The 17,939-nt window shown below is 74.1% G+C and carries 15 protein-coding genes; 4 read left to right on the forward strand and 11 right to left on the reverse strand.

The genetic code is table 11. From position 1 onward, the window contains the following. Positions 1 to 130: 130 nt before the first annotated feature. Positions 131 to 889 (reverse strand): ABC transporter permease, encoded by a 759-nt coding sequence (locus ACFUC1_RS13065; RefSeq protein ID WP_379120382.1) that lies wholly within the window; start codon positions 887 to 889, stop codon positions 131 to 133. Then, entirely contained in the window at positions 886 to 1,749 is an 864-nt protein-coding gene (locus ACFUC1_RS13070; protein WP_379120385.1) for an ABC transporter ATP-binding protein, read from the reverse strand. Before ACFUC1_RS13070 ends, ACFUC1_RS13065 begins: the two co-directional genes overlap by 4 nt. A 246-nt stretch (positions 1,750 to 1,995) precedes the next feature. Between ACFUC1_RS13070 and ACFUC1_RS13075 the strand changes: the two genes are divergently transcribed. From ACFUC1_RS13075 to ACFUC1_RS13085, 3 genes are read left to right on the forward strand one after another with little or no spacing between them, the layout of a single operon-like run. Beyond that, positions 1,996 to 2,466: a phage tail protein gene (locus ACFUC1_RS13075; RefSeq protein ID WP_379120387.1), complete on the forward strand. Its 471-nt coding sequence runs from the start codon at positions 1,996 to 1,998 to the stop codon at positions 2,464 to 2,466. Between the two features lie 41 nt (positions 2,467 to 2,507). Continuing rightward, entirely contained in the window at positions 2,508 to 7,370 is a 4,863-nt protein-coding gene (locus ACFUC1_RS13080) for an ATP-dependent helicase (protein ID WP_379120390.1), read from the forward strand. 15 nt (positions 7,371 to 7,385) lie between these two features. Then, positions 7,386 to 8,252, forward strand: a complete 867-nt coding sequence (locus tag ACFUC1_RS13085) for an Fpg/Nei family DNA glycosylase (RefSeq protein ID WP_379120392.1) — start codon at positions 7,386 to 7,388, stop codon at positions 8,250 to 8,252. Positions 8,253 to 8,266: 14 nt separating this feature from the next. Here ACFUC1_RS13085 and ACFUC1_RS13090 read toward each other — a convergent pair whose 3' ends face one another. From ACFUC1_RS13090 to rimO, 5 genes are all read right to left on the reverse strand, one after another. Continuing rightward, positions 8,267 to 8,851, reverse strand: a complete 585-nt coding sequence (locus tag ACFUC1_RS13090) for a GrpB family protein (protein WP_379120394.1) — start codon at positions 8,849 to 8,851, stop codon at positions 8,267 to 8,269. Between the two features lie 16 nt (positions 8,852 to 8,867). Beyond that, positions 8,868 to 9,167 carry a helix-turn-helix domain-containing protein gene (locus ACFUC1_RS13095; protein WP_379120396.1) on the reverse strand — a complete coding sequence of 100 codons (300 nt, stop codon included), beginning with the start codon at positions 9,165 to 9,167 and terminating at the stop codon, positions 8,868 to 8,870. 106 nt (positions 9,168 to 9,273) lie between these two features. Then, positions 9,274 to 9,822 carry a CinA family protein gene (locus ACFUC1_RS13100; protein WP_379120398.1) on the reverse strand — a complete coding sequence of 183 codons (549 nt, stop codon included), beginning with the start codon at positions 9,820 to 9,822 and terminating at the stop codon, positions 9,274 to 9,276. After that, positions 9,819 to 10,517: a CDP-diacylglycerol--glycerol-3-phosphate 3-phosphatidyltransferase gene (pgsA, locus tag ACFUC1_RS13105; RefSeq protein WP_379120400.1), complete on the reverse strand. Its 699-nt coding sequence runs from the start codon at positions 10,515 to 10,517 to the stop codon at positions 9,819 to 9,821. The genes ACFUC1_RS13100 and pgsA overlap by 4 nt, the downstream gene beginning before the upstream one ends. After that, positions 10,511 to 12,082, reverse strand: coding sequence for a 30S ribosomal protein S12 methylthiotransferase RimO (gene rimO, locus ACFUC1_RS13110; RefSeq protein WP_379120403.1), 1,572 nt, complete (start codon positions 12,080 to 12,082; stop codon positions 10,511 to 10,513). The genes pgsA and rimO overlap by 7 nt, the downstream gene beginning before the upstream one ends. Before the next feature lie 55 nt (positions 12,083 to 12,137). On the opposite strand from rimO, the gene ACFUC1_RS13115 reads away from it, so the two are divergent. Next, entirely contained in the window at positions 12,138 to 13,340 is a 1,203-nt protein-coding gene (locus ACFUC1_RS13115; protein ID WP_379120405.1) for a dipeptidase, read from the forward strand. An 18-nt stretch (positions 13,341 to 13,358) separates the two neighbouring features. Here ACFUC1_RS13115 and ACFUC1_RS13120 read toward each other — a convergent pair whose 3' ends face one another. The 4 genes from ACFUC1_RS13120 to kdpC form a co-directional block, all read right to left on the reverse strand. Beyond that, the gene (locus tag ACFUC1_RS13120) at positions 13,359 to 14,021 is read right to left on the reverse strand and encodes an ion channel (RefSeq protein WP_379120407.1); all 663 of its coding nucleotides are present in this window, start codon (positions 14,019 to 14,021) and stop codon (positions 13,359 to 13,361) included. An 85-nt stretch (positions 14,022 to 14,106) separates the two neighbouring features. After that, complete coding sequence (locus ACFUC1_RS13125; RefSeq protein ID WP_379120410.1) at positions 14,107 to 14,796, reverse strand: response regulator transcription factor; 690 nt, start codon at positions 14,794 to 14,796, stop codon at positions 14,107 to 14,109. Continuing rightward, on the reverse strand, positions 14,793 to 17,300 hold the full coding sequence (locus ACFUC1_RS13130) for a DUF4118 domain-containing protein (protein WP_379120412.1): 2,508 nt from the start codon (positions 17,298 to 17,300) through the stop codon (positions 14,793 to 14,795). The genes ACFUC1_RS13125 and ACFUC1_RS13130 overlap by 4 nt, the downstream gene beginning before the upstream one ends. A 61-nt stretch (positions 17,301 to 17,361) precedes the next feature. Then, positions 17,362 to 17,937 (reverse strand): K(+)-transporting ATPase subunit C, encoded by a 576-nt coding sequence (kdpC, locus tag ACFUC1_RS13135; protein ID WP_379120414.1) that lies wholly within the window; start codon positions 17,935 to 17,937, stop codon positions 17,362 to 17,364. Positions 17,938 to 17,939 lie beyond the last annotated feature (2 nt).

Raw genomic sequence — 17,939 nt, forward strand, 5'->3', positions numbered from 1 at the left:
GGGCCCCCCCCCCCCCCCCTCACCCGCGCCGTCCCGCCCAACGAGCCCCGCCGCCACGACCCCCCCCCCGGCCCGGGGGCGGCCCCCCCCCCCGGGGGGGGCGCCCCCGCCGCAGGTGCCGTGTGCCGGGTCACGCGACCCTGGCGCGGTAGGTCCGCATGGCCAGCGCATACGCGACGACGAGCAGGCCGACGCACCACGCGAGCGCGACCCACACCCCGCTCCCGACCGGCCGCTCGGCATACAGGTCCCTGATGGTGTCCACGATCGAGGTGACGGGCTGGTGCTCCGCGAACCACCGCACCGGCCCCGGCATCCCGGCGGTGGGCACGAACGCCGAGCTGAGGAACGGCAGGAAGATCAGGGGGTAGGAGAAGCCGCTGACACCGTCCACGGTCTTCGCCGTGAGGCCGGGGATGACGGCCAGCCAGGTGAGCGCGAGCGTGAAGAGGACGAGGATCCCGAGGACCGCCAGCCAGGCGAGCACCCCTGCGCCGGAACGGAATCCCATCAGCACGGCAACGAGGACGACCAGGACGAGCGAGGTCAGGTTCGCCACCACGGAGGTCAGCACGTGGCTCCACAGGACTGCGGACCGCGCGATCGGCATCGACTGGAACCGCTCGACGATGCCGCCGGACACGTCGGTGAAGAGGCGGAACGCCGTGTAGGCGATGCCCGAGGCCACGGTGATGAGCAGGATGCCCGGGAGCAGGTAGTCGACGTAGCGGCCGCCGCCGAAGTCGATGGCGCTGCCGAAGACGTAGACGAACAGCAGCAGCATCGCGATCGGCGTCACGGCTGTCGTGATGATCGTGTCCGGGCTGCGCAGGACGTGGCGCAGGGACCGCTTGGTCAGGACGGTGGTGTCGTGCAGGACGGTGCTCATCGGGCATCCTTCGCGGTCGGCTGGGGGTGGGTGGTGGAGGAGTGGGCGGCGGTGGCAGGAGCGGCGGCGCGGTGGTGGCCGGTGACGGCGAGGAAGACGTCCTCGAGGGAGGGCTGCTTCTCGACGTACTCGACCTCGACCGGTGGGAGCAGCGCCTTGAGGTCGGCCAGCGTGCCGTCGGCGATGATCCGGCCCTCGTGCAGGACGGCGATCCGGTCGGCGAGCTGCTCCGCCTCGTCGAGGTACTGCGTGGTCAGCAGCACCGTCGTGCCGCGGCCGGCGAGCTCGCGCACGGTGTCCCAGACCTCGAGCCGCGACTGCGGGTCCAGGCCCGTCGTCGGCTCGTCGAGGAACAGCACGGCCGGGTCGCCGATGAGGCTCATCGCGATGTCGAGCCGGCGGCGCATGCCGCCGGAGTAGGTGCCTGCGCGACGGCTCCCGGCATCGACGAGGTCGAACCGTGCGAGGAGGTCGTCCGCGACCCGGCCCGGCTCGTCCTGGCGGCGCAGCTGGGCGATGAGCACGAGGTTCTCGCGGCCGGTCAGGACCTCGTCCACGGCCGCGAACTGGCCCGTGAGGCTGATCGACGCGCGGACGAGGGCGGCCTCGGACGCGACGTCGTGGCCGTCCACGGACGCCGTGCCCGCGTCCGCCGCGAGCAGGGTCGACAGGATGCGGACGAGCGTGGTCTTGCCCGCCCCGTTGGAGCCCAGGAGGGCGAAGACGGTGCCGGGCGGCACCGTCAGGTCGACGCCGCGCAGGACGTCGTTGTCGCCGTATGCCTTGGTGAGGCCCACGACCTCGACGGCAGGTCTGGCGGTGGCTGCTCGGGTCGCCGTGGGCGCTGGTGTGGTGGTCATGCGGACAGCGTGCAACCCTGACGCTGCGTCAAGGTCAAGCGGAGTTTCGCCACCATCATGCGGGGGCGCCGGTCGTGGGGCTCACGGCGGCGGCGCGGGGTCCGACCCCGGCCGGCGCCCGTCGGTCACATCCGTGCCGCCCGGGACGTCAGTGGGGGGAAGGCCTCGGCAAGGATCTCCACGAGGGGCCATCGACACGTACAACGACCACGCCCCGCACCACGCGGGTCAACCGAGGAGGAACCCATGTCCCACGTCGTCGACTTCCAGGACGTCTCCACCACCGGGCTGGAGAGCTCCCCCGTCGCCGAGGCCCTCGCCGGGCTCCGGGCGAACGAGGCCCGCTACTTCAAGAACAAGTACGACCACACCTTCACGGTCGAGACCGCCGAGGAGGCGTCCGACCTCGTCGAGTACGTGGACACGGTCCTGCTCGAGGAGCGCGACCTCACCATCGCGGCCAGGCCGCTCGAGGCGACCTCCTTCGAGGCCGACGGGACCCGGTGGACGTACGTCTTCTACGAGGACGGCCTGGCCATCAACGTCATGTACGCGCTCGAGGACGGCGGCAAGCGTGCCGTCGGCTTCAAGCTCTCCGACGGGATGGAGGTGCCGGAGGAGCTGGCGGACAAGTTCAAGTTCGCCCGGCAGAAGTCGAAGCTGGCCGGCACGATCCGCGGGTCCTTCTTCGTCATCAAGGGCACGTACGACGTCTGAGACCGGCGGGTGTCGGTGGCGGGTGAGAGGCTTGACGCCTGATGGCAGCAGACGTGCTCGACCGCTTCTCCCCCGCCACCCGCGAGTGGTTCACGGGGTCCTTCAGCGAGCCCACCCGGGCCCAGGCCGGCGCCTGGGAGGCGATCAGCTCGGGCCAGCACGCCCTCGTCGTCGCGCCGACCGGCTCCGGCAAGACGCTCTCGGCCTTCCTGTGGGCGCTCGACCGGCTGGCGAGCGAGCCCAGGCCGCAGGAGAAGATCCGGCGCTGCCGGGTGCTCTACGTCTCGCCGATGAAGGCGCTGGCCGTCGACGTCGAGCGCAACCTCCGCTCACCCCTGGTCGGTATCGGCCACGCGGCCACCCGGCTCGGCCTCACCCCGCCCGACATCACCGTGTCGGTGCGCTCTGGCGACACCCCGGCCAACGAGCGGCGCGCCTTCGCCCGCACCCCCACGGACGTCCTCATCACGACGCCCGAGTCGCTGTTCCTCATGCTCACCTCACAGGCACGCGAGGCCCTGGCCGGTGTCGAGACCGTCATCCTCGACGAGGTCCACGCGGTCGCCGGCACCAAGCGCGGCGCCCACCTCGCCCTGTCGCTCGAGCGCCTCGACGCGCTGCTCGAGCGCCCGGCCCAGCGGATCGGCCTGTCGGCGACCGTCGAGCCCGTCGAGGAGGTGGCCCGCTACCTCGCCGGCGGCCGGCCGGTCGAGGTGGTCCGCCCCGAGTCCACCAAGGAGTGGGAGCTCGACGTCGTCGTCCCGATCGCCGACATGAGCCAACTCGGCGAGGTCGTCGAGGACGACCTGTCCGGTCCCGCGGCCGGTGCCGAGCGCCGTGCGTCGATCTGGCCCCACGTCGAGGAGCGGATCGTCGACCTGATCGCATCCCACCGCTCCACCCTCGTCTTCGCCAACTCCCGGCGGCTGGCCGAGCGCCTCACCTCTCGCCTCAACGAGATCTGGGAGGAGCGGCTCGAGACCATGGCCGAGCTCCGGGACAAGGCGGGGGCGGGCGCGGACCACACGAGCGTGGGCCCACGCGACGCCGCGGACGACGGCCGCGCGGGTGTCGGCACCCGGCACACCAACGCGTCGCGCACCCCGGCCCAGGTGATGGCGCAGGCCGGCACGTCGGCCGGCGCGCCCCCGGTGCTCGCGCGTGCCCACCACGGCTCGGTGAGCAAGGAGCACCGCCAGCTCATCGAGGAGGACCTCAAGGCCGGGCGCCTGCCGGCGGTGGTCGCCACGTCCAGCCTCGAGCTGGGCATCGACATGGGCGCCGTCGACCTCGTCGTCCAGGTCGAGTCACCCCCGTCCGTGGCCTCCGGGCTCCAGCGGGTCGGGCGCGCGGGCCACCAGGTCGGCGCGGTCTCCCGGGGCGTGTTGTTCCCGAAGTTCCGCGGCGACCTGGTGCAGACGGCCGTCGTCGTCGAGCGGATGCGGGCCGGCGCGATCGAGTCGCTGCGCATCCCCGCCAACCCCGTCGACGTCCTCGCCCAGCAGGTCGTGGCGATGTGCGCGCTCGACGAGTGGACCGTCGACGACCTCGAGAAGGTCGTCCGGCGGGCCACCCCGTTCGCGAGCCTGCCGCGGTCCATCCTCGAGTCCGTCCTCGACATGCTGTCGGGGCGCTACCCCAGCGACGAGTTCGCCGAGCTGCGCCCGCGCATCGTCTGGGACCGCGTCACGGGCACCCTCACCGGGCGGCCGGGCGCCCAACGGCTCGCAGTCACCTCGGGCGGCACCATCCCCGACCGCGGCCTGTATGCCGTGTTCCTGGCCTCCGCCGAGGGCGCCGGCCGGCGGGTCGGCGAGCTCGACGAGGAGATGGTCTACGAGTCGCGGGTCGGCGACGTGTTCACCCTCGGCACCTCCACGTGGCGGATCGAGGACATCACCCACGACCGGGTGCTCGTCACGCCCGCACCTGGCCTGCCCGGGAAGCTGCCGTTCTGGAAGGGCGACCAGCAGGGCCGCCCCGCCGAGCTGGGCAGGGCCGTCGGCGCGTTCGTGCGCGAGGTGGTCGGGCTGTCGCCGGCCAGGGCGCGGGCACGGGTGGAGAAGGCCGGCCTCGACGAGTGGGCCGCCGACAACCTGCTCGCGTACCTCGCCGAGCAGAAGGAGGCCACCCGCCACGTCCCGGACGACCGCACCATCGTCGTCGAGCGCTTCCGCGACGAGATCGGCGACTGGCGGGTGGCGGTGCACAGCCCGTTCGGCGGCCAGGTCCACGCCCCGTGGGCCCTGTGCGTGTCGGCGCGGATGCGGGAGCGCTTCGGGGTCGACGTGCAGGCGATGCACGGCGACGACGGCATCGTGTTCCGGCTGCCCGACCTGGAGTTCGAGGACGAGCCGGCCGACGGCGGTCCCGGCCGCACCGGGCGGTCCCGCGGGGTGGGCGCCGAGCTGCTCGAGCTCGTCACCCTCGACCCCGAGGACGTCCACGACCTGGTGACGGCCGAGATCGGCGGGTCGGCCCTGTTCGCGGCGCGGTTCCGCGAGTGCGCGTCGCGGGCGCTGCTGCTCCCCCGCCGACGGCCCGACCGCCGGCAGCCGTTGTGGCAGCAGCGGCAGCGGGCCGCCCAGCTGCTCGAGGTCGCGTCGCAGTACGCGTCCTTCCCGATCGTCCTGGAGACGGTGCGCGAGTGCGTCCAGGACGTGTTCGACGTGCCGGGCCTCGAGGCGCTCATGCGCTCGGTGGCCTCGCGCGAGGTCACGCTGGTCGACGTCGAGTCGCGGCAGCCGTCGCCGTTCGCCCGGTCGCTGATGTTCGGGTACGTCGCCCAGTTCCTCTACGAGGGCGACTCCCCTCTGGCCGAGAAGCGCGCGGCCGCCCTCTCCCTCGACCCGTCCCTGCTCGCCGAGCTGCTCGGCCGCGGCGAGGGGCTGTCGCTGCGTGACCTCCTCGACCCCGAGCAGGTCACCCGCACCGAGTCCGAGCTGCAGCGGCTCGTGGCCGAGCGCGCGTGCCGTGACGCCGAGGACGTCGCCGACCTGCTGCGCGTCCTGGGTCCGCTGCCCCTGGCGGCGATCCAGCGCAGGTCCAGGGAGGGCCTGTCCCACACCGAGATCGGCTCGTGGCTGGTCGACCTCGAGGGCGCCCGCCGGGTCATCCGGGTCCGCGTCGCCGGCGAGGAGCGCTGGGCCGCGATCGAGGACGCCGGGCGGCTTCGCGACGCCCTGGGCGCCTCCCTGCCGGTCGGCGTGCCGCAGGCCTTCCTCGAGCCGGTGCCGGACCCGCTGGGCGACCTCGTGGCCCGCTACGCCCGCACCCACGGCCCCTTCCCGGCCGCCGACGTCGCCGCCTGGTGGGGCGTCGGACCGGCCGTCGCCCTCGACGCGCTGCGTCGCCTCGTGTCGTCGGGTCGGCTCGTCGAGGGGGAACTGCTCCCGGTCGAGAACGGCGGAGGCCGCCACGGCATGGACTACTGCGACGCCGAGGTGCTGCGGATGCTGCGCCGCCGTTCGCTCGCGGCGCTGCGGGCCGAGGTCGAGCCGGTCGACGCGGTCGAGCTGGCGCGGTTCCTGCCGAGCTGGCAGGGCGTCGGTGGTGGCCTGCGCGGCCGCGACGGTCTCGTGCGCGCGATCGAGCAGCTGGCCGGCGCGGTCATGCCGGCCAGCGCGCTCGAGACGCTGGTGCTGCCCGCCCGCGTGGTCGACTACTCCCCCGCCCTGCTCGACGAGCTGACCTCGAGTGGCGAGGTCGTGTGGCGCGGCCACGGCTCGCTGCCCGGCGACGACGGCTGGGTCTCCCTGCACCTGGCCGACACCGCGCACCTCACCCTCGCCCCGCCCGAGGACCGCGTCCTCACCGACGGCGAGCGGGCCGTCCTCGACGCGCTCTCCGGCGGTGGCGCCTACTTCTTCCGCACCCTGTCCGACGCCGCCGGCAGCACCGACGACGAGCAGCTGCTCACCGACCTGTGGTCGCTCGTCTGGTCCGGCCACGTCACGGGCGACACCTTCGCGCCCGTGCGGGCGCTGCTCAGCGGAGGCCGGACCGCCCACCGCCGCACCACCTCCGCCCCCCGCGCGACCCGGTACGCCGGTCGCCGGGGTGCGCTCGGCAGCCTCTCGGGCGGCCGGGCGCTCGGACGGCCGTCCCTGCCCACCCGGAGCGGACCGCCCACCGGCGCCGGCCGCTGGTCGCTGCTGCCCGAGGTCGAGGCCGACGCCACCGTGCGCGCGTACGCGACCGCCGAGGTGCTGCTCGACCGGTACGGCGTGGTGACCCGCGGGTCGGTCGTCGCCGAGGACGTGCCGGGCGGGTTCGCCGGGGTCTACCGCGTGCTCGCCGCGGCCGAGGAGTCGGGCCGCGTCCGGCGCGGGTACTTCGTCGAGACCCTGGGTGCCGCGCAGTTCTCCACCACGGGGGCGATCGACCGGTTGCGGGCGGGGGCCCGGCAGGCCGGCGACGACCCTGAGTCCGGCAGCCGCGCCGCCGTCGTGCTGGCGGCGACCGACCCGGCCAACGCGTGGGGCGCAGCCCTGCCGTGGCCGGACCGCCCCGGCCACGGTGCCGCGGGCGAGGACGAGCCGGCGCCCAGCCGGCGCACGGGCGGGTCCGGCGACGCCACCACCGGCTCGGACGGCAGCGTGGGCGGCAAGCGAGGTCACCAGCCCGGGCGCAAGGCGGGGTCGCTGGTCGTCCTCGTCGACGGGGACCTGGTCCTCTACGTCGAGCGCGGCGGCAAGACCCTGCTGTCGTGGACCGACGACGGGTCACGGCTGCAGGCGGCCGCCGACGCGCTCGCGCTCGCCGTGCGCGAGGGGGCGCTGGGGCGCCTGACGGTCGAGAAGGCCGACGGTGGCATGCTGCTCGGCTCCGAGCACCCGCTCGTCCAGGCGCTGGCCAATGCCGGGTTCCACGCGACCCCGCGCGGCCTGCGGCTGCGGCGCTGAGGAGGGGTCCACCGCATGCCCGAGGGCGACACCGTCTGGCGGACGGCCCACCGCCTGCACCAGGCCCTCGCAGGCGAGGAGCTGGTGCTGTGCGACCTGCGCTTCCCCGAGATCGCGACCGTCGACCTCACCGGCGCCACCACGACCGAGGTGGTCAGCCGCGGCAAGCACGTGCTGCACCGGCTGGACAACGGCGTCACGGTCCACTCGCACCTCCGGATGGAGGGCCAGTGGCGAGTCGAGCGCGCCGAGGAGACCGGCCGCTGGCTGCGCCGGGCGGACCTGCGCGCCGCGCTCGGCACCTCCACCTGGGCGGCGATCGGGCTGCGACTCGGCATGCTCGAGGTGCTGCCGACGGCGCGGGAGTCCGAGGTCGTCGGGCACCTCGGCCCGGACGTCCTCGGGCCGGCCTGGGACCCGGCCCGCGCGGTCGAGAACCTCGCCGCCGACCCCCAGCCGATCGGCAGCGCGCTGCTGGACCAGCGCAACCTCGCGGGCGTGGGCACCCTCTGGGCCTCGGAGTCCCTGTTCCTCCAGCGGCTGCACCCGTGGACCCCCGCGTCGGAGGTGCCCCGTGAGCGGCTGGAGTCGCTGGTGGCGCGCATCTTCCGGCTCCTCGACGTGTCGCGGCAGCACGCCGTCCAGTCCAGCACCGGGTCCCGACGGCGGGGCGAGGAGCACTTCGTCCACGCGCGTTCCGGGCGGCCCTGCCGGCGGTGTGGCGACACGGTCCGCGTCGCCATGATCGGCAGGGCGCCGCAGGACCGCACGATGTTCTACTGCCCCACCTGCCAGGGTGGGTTGGCGCCCGACGACGACGGACGCACCCAGCGCCCGATGGGCTCCGTCGGGGGTCGCGCGAACCCCTACCGCAGGGCCTGAGCCGCAGGCCGCGCCTACGGCGCGGCAGGCGCCCCGGCGCGCGCGAGGATCGCCTCGACCACCTCGCTCTTGGCGTCCGCGTAGTCCTGCACGTAGCGCCACCGGCGGGTTGCCAGCTCCTGCTTCGTCGCGGCATACAGCTCCCGGTCGTCGGCGTGGGCGCGCAGCCAGTCGCGGAACATCCGCATCCGCGCGACCTCGGCGTCGGCCCGGCCCGGTGAGAACACGTGCACGTTGACGTTGTGCGGGCTTCCGTCCTCGAGCCGGCGGTAGAGGACCCGGTGCTCCAGCCAGTCGGGCTCTCGGATCCGCAGCGTGTAGCCCGCCTCCTCCAGCGCGGGGAGGTAGGCCCCCTCGTCCGACGAGTCCGGGACGAGCAGGAGCACGTCGATGACGGGCTTGGCGGGCAGGCCCGGCACGGAGGTCGACCCGACGTGCTCCACCGTCAACGCCGTCGCGCCCAGCGCACGGCGGATGGTGTCGCGCTCCGCCTGGAAGAGCACCGGCCACGCGGGGTCGTAGTCCTCGACCACGACCGGCACGGAGTACGGCTCCACGGACCCGACGACCGCAGCCGGCGGGGGCGGGTCGTCCTGCACCAGGCGGACCCGCAGGTCAGGCGGCGGAGGCGGAGACGACCTGCGCCGACTTCAGCGGCAAGGCCAGCGGCGCGGTCAGCGCCTCGGTCTCGGCGACGCGCTCGGACACCGAGCTGAGCACCTCGGACAGGGGCGTGTTGAGCGCCCCGCAGATGGAGGCGAGCAGCTCGGAGGAGGCTTCCTTCTCGCCCCGCTCGACCTCGCTGAGGTAGCCGAGCGACACGGACGCGGCGGCCGAGACCTCACGCAGGGTCCGGCCCTGGGACTGGCGCTGCTCGCGAAGGACGTCCCCGAGCTCGCGACGGAGCAGGATCATGGGCGCCTCCTTCGGTGGTCGTGCTGTCGTGCTGCGGGTTCCCACGTTACCCCGAGGGCCCCCCGCGGCGCGCGCGGGATCTGCCAATCTCGTCGACACATCTGCCTCAACGACCGGCTGGTCCTGCTTCTTCCGCGGGCTCCGGCCGGCCGCTCGGGTCCGCGCCCTCCGGACCTGGGCCCAGGAGCTCCGCCACGAGGCCGAGCGCCCCCGCCACGCTCCCCGCCCGCACGGCGGCGCGGTCGCCGGCCAGGCCCAGTCGACGCACGAGCACGCGGTCCGCGTCCGCCACCGCGACGAAGACCGTGCCCACCGGCTGCCCGTCCTGCGGGTCCGGGCCGGCGACGCCCGTCGTCGCGACGCCGACGTCGACCCCGAGCACCGTCCGCACACCCCGTGCCATCTGCTCGGCCACCTCGGGCTGCACCGCACCACCCCGGGCGAGCAGCGCGGCGTCGACGCCCAGGACCGCCGCCTTGAGCTCCGTGGCATACGCGACGACGGCCCCGCGCACGGTGGCGGAGGCGCCGGGGACGTCCGTCAGCGCGCCGCAGACCAGCCCGCCGGTCAGGGACTCGGCCGTCCCCACCGTGAGTCCCGCCGCACGCAGCGCAGCCACGACCTGCGTGGCAAGGGCCGCGTTCCCGGCGGTCACCGGCTCGCCCGCTCCTGCCGGCCGGCCCGCTCCTGACGGGCTGCCGCACGGCGGGCGCGCTTCATCGCCGACCGCTCGCTCGTCTGCCGCATGCGCAACGCCTTGACCACGATGTCCACCCCCGTCACCACGGTCACCACGACCGCGAGGCCGATGACGATGCGGGCCGCGAGCACCCAGGCGTCCGCGCCGGGGAACGACGACAGCGGCAGCGTGAACATGAGCAGGCCGAAGAACTGCAGCGTCGTCTTGACCTTGCCCCCGCGGCCGGCGGGCATGACGCCGTGGCGGATCACCCAGAAGCGCAGCACGGTCACGCCCCACTCCCGCACCAGCACCAGCACCGTGAGCCACCACGGCAGCTCACCGAGGACGGAGAGCCCGACGAAGGCCATGCCCATGAGGGTCTTGTCGGCGATGGGGTCGGCGATCTTGCCGAAGTTGGTGATGAGGCCGCGCCGCCGGGCCAGCTGGCCGTCGACCCGGTCGGTCGCCGTCGCGACCACGAAGACGGCCGCCGCCCACCAGCGCAGCGCGGTGTCGTCGCCGCCCCGGGCGAGCAGCAGCCAGCCGAAGACAGGCACGAGCAGGATCCGCGCGACCGTCAGCGTGTTCGGCAGGTTCCACGGGCTGGGGGCGGGCGAGGCCACCGGCGTGGCAGCCGGGTCGGGGGCCGGTGACGACTCGCTCAGCACGGCTCCGCCACGAGGTCGATGCCCTGGGTCCCGACGACGACCGCGCGGACGATCGAGCCGACCTCGACCCCTGGCAGCAGCGCCGGGTCGATGAGGGTGACGCCGTCGACGTCCGGACCCTGGTGCGCGGCTCGACCGACGACGTGGTCCTCCTCGTCGTCCCCGTCGTACGTCCCGTCCTCGTCGTCAGCGTCTTCGTCGGAGAGCGCGGCGGGGACGGACTCCACCAGCACCTCGACGACCTCGCCGATCCGCTCCTCGGCCCGCTGGGCGGTGAGCTCCTCGATGAGGGCGGTGAACCGCGCGACCCTCGCCGCCACCTCGTCCTCCGGCACCTTCGCGGCATACCCCTGCGCCTCGGTGCCGTCCTCGTCGCTGTAGCCGAACACGCCCACGACGTCGAGGCGCGCGGCGACGAGGAAGGCCTCGAGCTCCTCCAGGTCGGCCTCGGTCTCGCCGGGGAAGCCGACGATGACGTTGCTGCGGATGCCGGCCTCGGGCGCCAGCGCCCGGACCTGCTCGACCAGGCCGAGGAACGCCTCGCGCCCGCCGAACCGGCGCATCGTGCGCAGCAGCGGCGCCGAGGCGTGCTGGAAGGAGATGTCGAAGTACGGGACGACGCCGGGCACGGACGTCATGGCCTCGAGCAGGCCGGGACGGATCTCGGCGGGCTGCAGGTAGGAGACGCGTACGCGCTCGATGCCGGGCACGGCGGTCAGCTCCGGCAGCAGCTTCTCGAGCAGGGCGAGGTCGCCGAGGTCCTTGCCGTAGGACGTGGAGTTCTCCGAGACGAGGAACAGCTCGCGGACGCCACCCTCGGCGAGCCAGCGAGCCTCGGCGAGGATGTCGTGGGGACGGCGCGAGACGAACGCGCCGCGGAACATCGGGATGGCGCAGAACGCGCACCGACGGTCGCACCCGCTCGCGATCTTCAGGGGCGCCCACGGGCGGCCGTCGAGCCGCGCGCGCACCACGCGCGGGCCGGACGCGGGGGCGAGCCCGTCGGGCAGGTCCGCGGGATCGAGGGACGCCGCTGCCGTGGCCTGCTCGGGGGACGTGGGGTCGCCGGGGGCACCCGCGGCGGTGGTGCCGTGACCGGGCAGCGCCACGCCCGCGGCGCCGTCCTGGCGCTGCACGGGAGACAGGGGCAGCAGCCGGCGGCGGTCGGACGGGGTGTGCGAGGCGGGGGCGTGGCCGTCGAGCACGGCCCGCAGGTGCGAGGACATGTCGGCGTAGGAGTCGAAACCCAGGACCGCGTCGGCCTCAGGCAGCTCGTCGGCGAGCTGCTGGCCGTAGCGCTCGGCGAGGCAGCCGACGGCCACGACGGCCTTGGTGCGGCCCTCGCCCTTGCGCGAGGACGCCTCGAGCAGCACGTCGATGGAGTCCTTCTTGGCCTGCTCCACGAACCCGCAGGTGTTGACCACGGCCACGTCCGCCTCGTCGGCGTCGTCGACGAGCAGCCACCCCTCGGCGGCCAGGCGTCCGGCCAGCTCCTCGGAGTCGACCTCGTTGCGGGTGCACCCCAGGGTGACCAGGGCGACGCTGCGCTGTGCGGTCGTGCTCATGCCGCCCACTCTAGGGGTGGCCGCGCCGTGGACCGGCATCGGTAGCGTGGCCGCCATGACCGCCACCGCCGACCGCGTCGCCGCCCTGCTCACCCGCCAGCCCGTGCTCGACGGGCACAACGACCTGCTGTGGGAGGCGCGCGAGAAGGTGCGCTACGACTTCGACCGGCTCGACGTCGGAGCGGGCGGCACGCCGACCCACACCGACCTGCCGCGGCTGCGCCGCGGCGGCGTGGGGGCCCAGTTCTGGTCCGTGTTCGTGCCCGCGTCCCTGGCCGGTGACGACGCGGTGAGCGCGACGCTGGAGCAGGTCGACGCGGGGCACCAGATGGTGGCCAGGTATGCCGACGAGCTGGCCTTCGCACGCACGGCAGCCGACGTGCGTGCGGCCTGGGAGTCGGGGCGGATCGCCTCGCTGCTCGGCGCCGAGGGCGGCCACTCGATCAACAACTCCCTCGCGACCCTGCGGATGCTGCGGGTGCTGGGTGTCGGGTACATGACGCTCACCCACAACAGCAACGTCGACTGGGCCGACTCGGCCACCGACGAGCCCGTGCACCACGGCCTGAGCGCGTTCGGCGTCGAGGTGGTGCGGGAGATGAACCGGATCGGCATGCTCGTCGACCTCTCGCACGTCTCCCCCGACACGATGCGCGACGCCCTGCGCGTGGCCGAGGCCCCTGCGATCTTCAGCCACTCCTCCGCCAAGGCCGTCTGCGACAGCCCGCGCAACGCCCCCGACGACGTCCTCGAGGCGCTGCGCGACAACAACGGCGTGTGCATGGTCACCTTCGTCCCCACGTTCGTGAACCCGGACGCGGCTGCCTGGCGCGAGGAGCTCAACGCCGTGGCCGCCGAGCAGGGCGTCACCCCGGCGGACGCCGACGCCTACACCCCGTTCTACGACGCCTACAAGGCACAGCACCCGACGCCGAAGGCGACGCTGGACGACGTCGTCGCCCACGTCGAGCACGTGCGGGAGGTCGCCGGTGTCGACCACGTCGGGCTGGGCGGCGACTACGACGGCGTGGCCGAGCTGCCCGAGGGCCTGGAGGACGTCACCGGGTACCCACGGCTGCTCGAGGCGCTTGCCGACCGCGGCTGGTCAGACGAGGACCTCGGCAAGCTGACCAGCGGCAACATCCTGCGTGTCATGGAGCAGGCCGAGGAGGGGGCGCGGGCCCTGCAGGAGCAGCGCGGCCCCAGTCTGGCGACGATCGCGGAGCTCGACGCCCCCGCCAGGACGACAGGCAGCTGAGCCGGCGCCGTCGCGACGTCAGTTGCGCCAGCGCGTGATGGTCAGGCCCACCACGCGGGCGATGATGAGCGCGACGTACATGACCCCGGCCACCTGCTCGATGATCACCACGGCACGGGCATGCGGCAGGACGGCGATGACGTCCGACAGGCCCACACTGGTCAGGTTGGCGAACGAGAGGTACAGCAGCTCCAGGAAGGTGCGGGTGCCCTCGCCCTGGAAGGCGACGAACGACCCCGGGTACAGGACCTGCAGCGCCAGGTAGAGGTAGGCGAACATCCACGAGACGACCGTGAAGTTCGCCCCGACGGCGAAGATCTCGTCCCGCGTCACCCAGGTGTCGTCGAAGAGGTACCGGATCAGGCCGTAGCCGGTGTAGCCGTAGAAGGCCGCGTGCAGCAGCGCCGACCACAGGAGCACCGCCTCGTTGTCGGGCGCGAGCCCCTCCGCCACCGTGAGGGCCACGACGGGGACCCCGATGACGACGGCGACCCAGGTGAGGGCCGGCGTGGCGCGCACGGCATACACGGCGACGAGCAGGACCAGGACGCCGAAGATCCCGATCGCGGTCCGCCCGCCCGGGGTGTCCCCGAAGAACGGGTACGCGAGCACCGCCACGAGCTGGGCCACCAGCAGGACCCCGCTCGGGTGCCCCTTGACTGCCTGGACCCACGCGCGCATGCGCCCACCCTAGGGACTGGCGCCGAGCTCGCCGCGACGCCGAGGTCGGCGCGCACCCGGCCGGCACGCACCCGGCCGGCGACCGTCAGGCGCCGGGGTCGACGAGCCGGTAGCCCTGACCGGGCTCGGTGAGCAGGTAGCGGGGGGCGGCGGGGTCGGGCTCGAGCTTGCGGCGCAGCTGGTTTGCGTAGACGCGCAGGTAGTTGGACTCGCGCCCGTACCCGGGACCCCAGACCTCACGGAGCAGGTCGCGCTTGGGCACGAGGTGGCCGAGGTGGCGGGCCAGCACCTCCAGCAGGCTCCACTCCGTGGGGGTCAGCCGGACCTGCGCCCCGCCCGCCACGGCCCGGCGCTCGGCGAAGTCGAGGTCGAAGTGGGCCGTGCGCAGCGGGGGCAGGGTCGACGGCGACCCGGCCTCGGTCCGCCGCAGCGCGACGCGGATCCGCGCCAGCAGCTCGTCCATGGCGAACGGCTTGGTGACGTAGTCGTCGGCGCCGAGGTCGAGCGCCTCGACCTTGTCGACGGAGTCGGTGCGGGCCGACAGCACGATGACGGGCACGTCGAAGGACTCGCGGATGCGGCGCAGCACCTCGACGCCGTCGAGGTCGGGCAGCCCGAGGTCGAGGATGACGACGTCCGCCCCACCGTCGTGCAACGCCTGCAGGGCACTGCGGCCGTCGCCGGCGGTCTCGACGGCGTACTCGCGGGCCCGCAGGTTGATCGCGAGGGTGCGCAGCAGGTGCGGCTCGTCGTCGACCACGAGGACCCGGCTCACGACTCCATCCTGTCAGCGCGCGACCGGGGCAGCTCCATCACCACGGTCAGCCCGCCGCCGGGGGTGTCCTCGGCCCCGATCGTGCCGCCCATCGCCTCGACGAGCCCACGGGCCACGGCGAGCCCGAGGCCGACGCCGGTGCCCCTGGGTGCGTCGCCGTACCGCTGGAACGGCGCGAAGATCGCCTCCTTGGCGCCCTCGGGCACGCCCACTCCCCGGTCCACGACGCGCAGCAGGACCCGGTCGGCGGTCGCCGACAGCGCGACGACGACCTCGCCCGTGGAGTGGCGCAGGGCGTTCTCGAGCACGTTCGCGAGCACCCGGTCGAGCAGGCCCGGGTCGGCGAGGGCCGGCGGCATCTCCGGGTCGGCGGTCAGCCGCACCCGCTGTCCCTCCGGCAGTGTCGCGGCCGCGGTGGCGACGGCCGCGTCGAGCAGCACCGGTCCGGTCCGCGGCACGACGGCCCCGCTCTGCAGGCGCGACATGTCGAGCAGGTTGGTGACCAGGCCGGTGAGCCGGTCGGTCGACTCCTCGATCGTCTCGAGCAGGTCGGCCCGGTCGGCCTCGCCGAAGACGACGTCCGGCTGGCGCAGGCTGGACGCCGCCGCCTTGATGCTGGCCAGCGGCGTGCGCAGGTCGTGCGACACCGCAGCCAGCAGCGCGGTGCGGGCACGGTTGTCCTTGGCCAGCGCCCGGCCCTCGTCGGCCAGCCGGACCAGCTCGTCGCGTCGCAGGATCGCCCCCGCGCGCTCGGCGAACGCGGACACGAGCCGGCGGTCCTGCGCCGAGACGACCCGGCCCAGCAGCACGAGCGAGGTGGTGTCGTCGACCGGTGCCCGCACGGAGGCGTCTCGCACGCCCTCGACGTCGAAGCCCGCGGTGGCGGCCAGCACCTGCCAGGGGTCGCGGACGGTCGGCCGCCGCACCACCGCGGCCGCGGCGACCCCGAAGAAGTCCACGACCTGGCGGAGCAGCGCGGGCAGCTGGTCCCGCTCGGCGAGCAGCGACTCCGCCGAGCCGGCCAGGGCCGCGGCCTCGCGCTGCGCCTCGCGCGCCGCGGCCGCCCGGCGTTCGCTGACGTGGACCACCGAGGACACCGCGACGGCGACCAGCAGGAAGACCGCGAGCGCCACGAGGTTCTGCGGGTCCGAGATCGTCAGGGTGTGCACGGGCGGCGTGAAGAACCAGTTGATGGTGGTGCTGCTGAGGATCGCCGCTGCCACGGCCGGCCAGACGCCGCCCACCAGCGCCGTGACCACGGTGAGCAACAGGAAGAGCAGCACCTCCAGGGGCAGGTCGTACCAGCCCGGCGTGAGGTGCAGGATCGCGGTCAGGGCTGCCGTCCCCACCACGGCGAGCGCCCAGCCGAGGGCGGTGCGGCGGCGTCCCAGCTCGGGCCCGAAGCGCCACGGGGCACGGACGGAGCGGGTGAGCTCGTGGGTGACGAGGTGGACGTCGATGTCGCCCGAGCCCTCCACGACCTTCTGGCCCACCCCCGGTGACAGCACCTCCTGCCAGCGCTTGCGCCGCGACGCCCCGATCACGATCTGGCGGGCGTTGACCCCGCGCGCGAAGTCGAGGAGCGCGGTGGCGATGTCCTCCCCCTTGACGGTGTGGAACGTCCCGCCGAGCTCGACCGTCATCCGCCGCAGCTCGTCGAGCTGCTCCAGCCGTGCGTCGACGAGGCCGTCGGGCGGCGTGACGTAGACGGCGAGCAGCTCGCCGCCGGCCCCGCGCGAGGCGATCTGCGCGGCCCTGCGCAGCAGGGTCCGCCCCTCGGCGTCGCCGGTGAGCGCCACCACCACGCGCTCGCGGGTCGGCCACGGCTCGGTGATGCCGCGGTCGGTGCGGTAGCGGTCCAGGCCCTCCTCGACCCGGTCGGCGAGCCACAGCAGCGACAGCTCGCGCAGGGCGGTGAGGTTGCCCTCGCGGAAGTAGTTGGCCAGGGCCGCGTCGACTCGCTCGGCGGCGTACACGTTGCCGTGCGCCAGCCGTCGCCGCAGCGCCTGCGGCGACATGTCGACGAGCTCGATCTGGTCGGCGGCGCGGACCACGTCGTCGGGGACCGTCTCCTGCTGGCGCACCCCGGTGATGGACTCGACGACGTCGTTCAGCGACTCCAGGTGCTGGATGTTGACCGTGGAGATGACGTCGATCCCGGCCGCGAGGATCTCCTCGACGTCCTCCCACCGCTTGGCGTGCGCGCTGCCGGGGGCGTTGGTGTGGGCGAGCTCGTCGACGAGGACGACCTGGGGGCGCCGGGCGATGACGGCGGCGACGTCGAGCTCGGTCAGAGTCGTGCCGCGGTGCTCGACCGCGCGCCGCGGCACCTCCTCGAGCCCCTCGAGGAGCGAGGCGGTGTATGCCCGGCCGTGGCTCTCGCAGACACCGATGACGACGTCGGTGCCCCGGTCCCGGCGCCGGTGACCCTCGGAGAGCATGGCGACGGACTTCCCGACGCCCGGCGCGGCACCGAGGTACACGCGGAGGGTCCCCCTGGCCATGGCAGCGATTCTGGTCCCTGTCGTGGGGCTCAGTCGACGCGGGTGGGACCGGTCGGGCCGGTCACGGGGCGACCAGCTCGTCGAGCGCGAGGTTGAGCTCGAGGACGTTGACGTGCGGCTCGCCGAGGAATCCCAGAGTCCGACCCTGGGTGTGCTGCCTGACCAGCTCGACGACGGCACCCTGGTCCAGCCCGTTGGCCCGCGCGACGCGCGGGGCCTGCGCCAGCGCGTTCGCCGGCGAGATGTCGGGGTCGAGACCGCTGGCCGAGGCGGTGAGGGCATCCGCGGGTGCCACCGCACCGCCGTTCGCGGAGGCGTACGCGGCGCGACGTTCGGCGATCGCCTTCTGCTGGTCCTGCGCCGAGGCGTACAGGTTCGTTCCCCCGCTCACGTCGCCGGCGTACTGGCTCGCCGACGGCCGGCCCTGGAAACGGCGCGGGTCGGTGAAGTCCTGCCCCAGCAGGCTGGAGCCGACGACCACCCCGCCTCGCTCCACGCGGGAGCCGTCGGCCTGGTGCGAGAGGCCGAGCCGGCCGACCCCCCAGACGACCGCGGGGTACAGCACACCCAGGAGGACGGTGAGCACCACGAGCATCCGCAGTGCGGCGAGGACCTGGCGGGTGGTTGACGACGACATGT

This window comes from Pedococcus sp. NPDC057267 (assembly GCF_042668795.1).
In the GTDB taxonomy this organism is placed as follows: Bacteria; Actinomycetota; Actinomycetes; order Actinomycetales; family Dermatophilaceae; genus Pedococcus.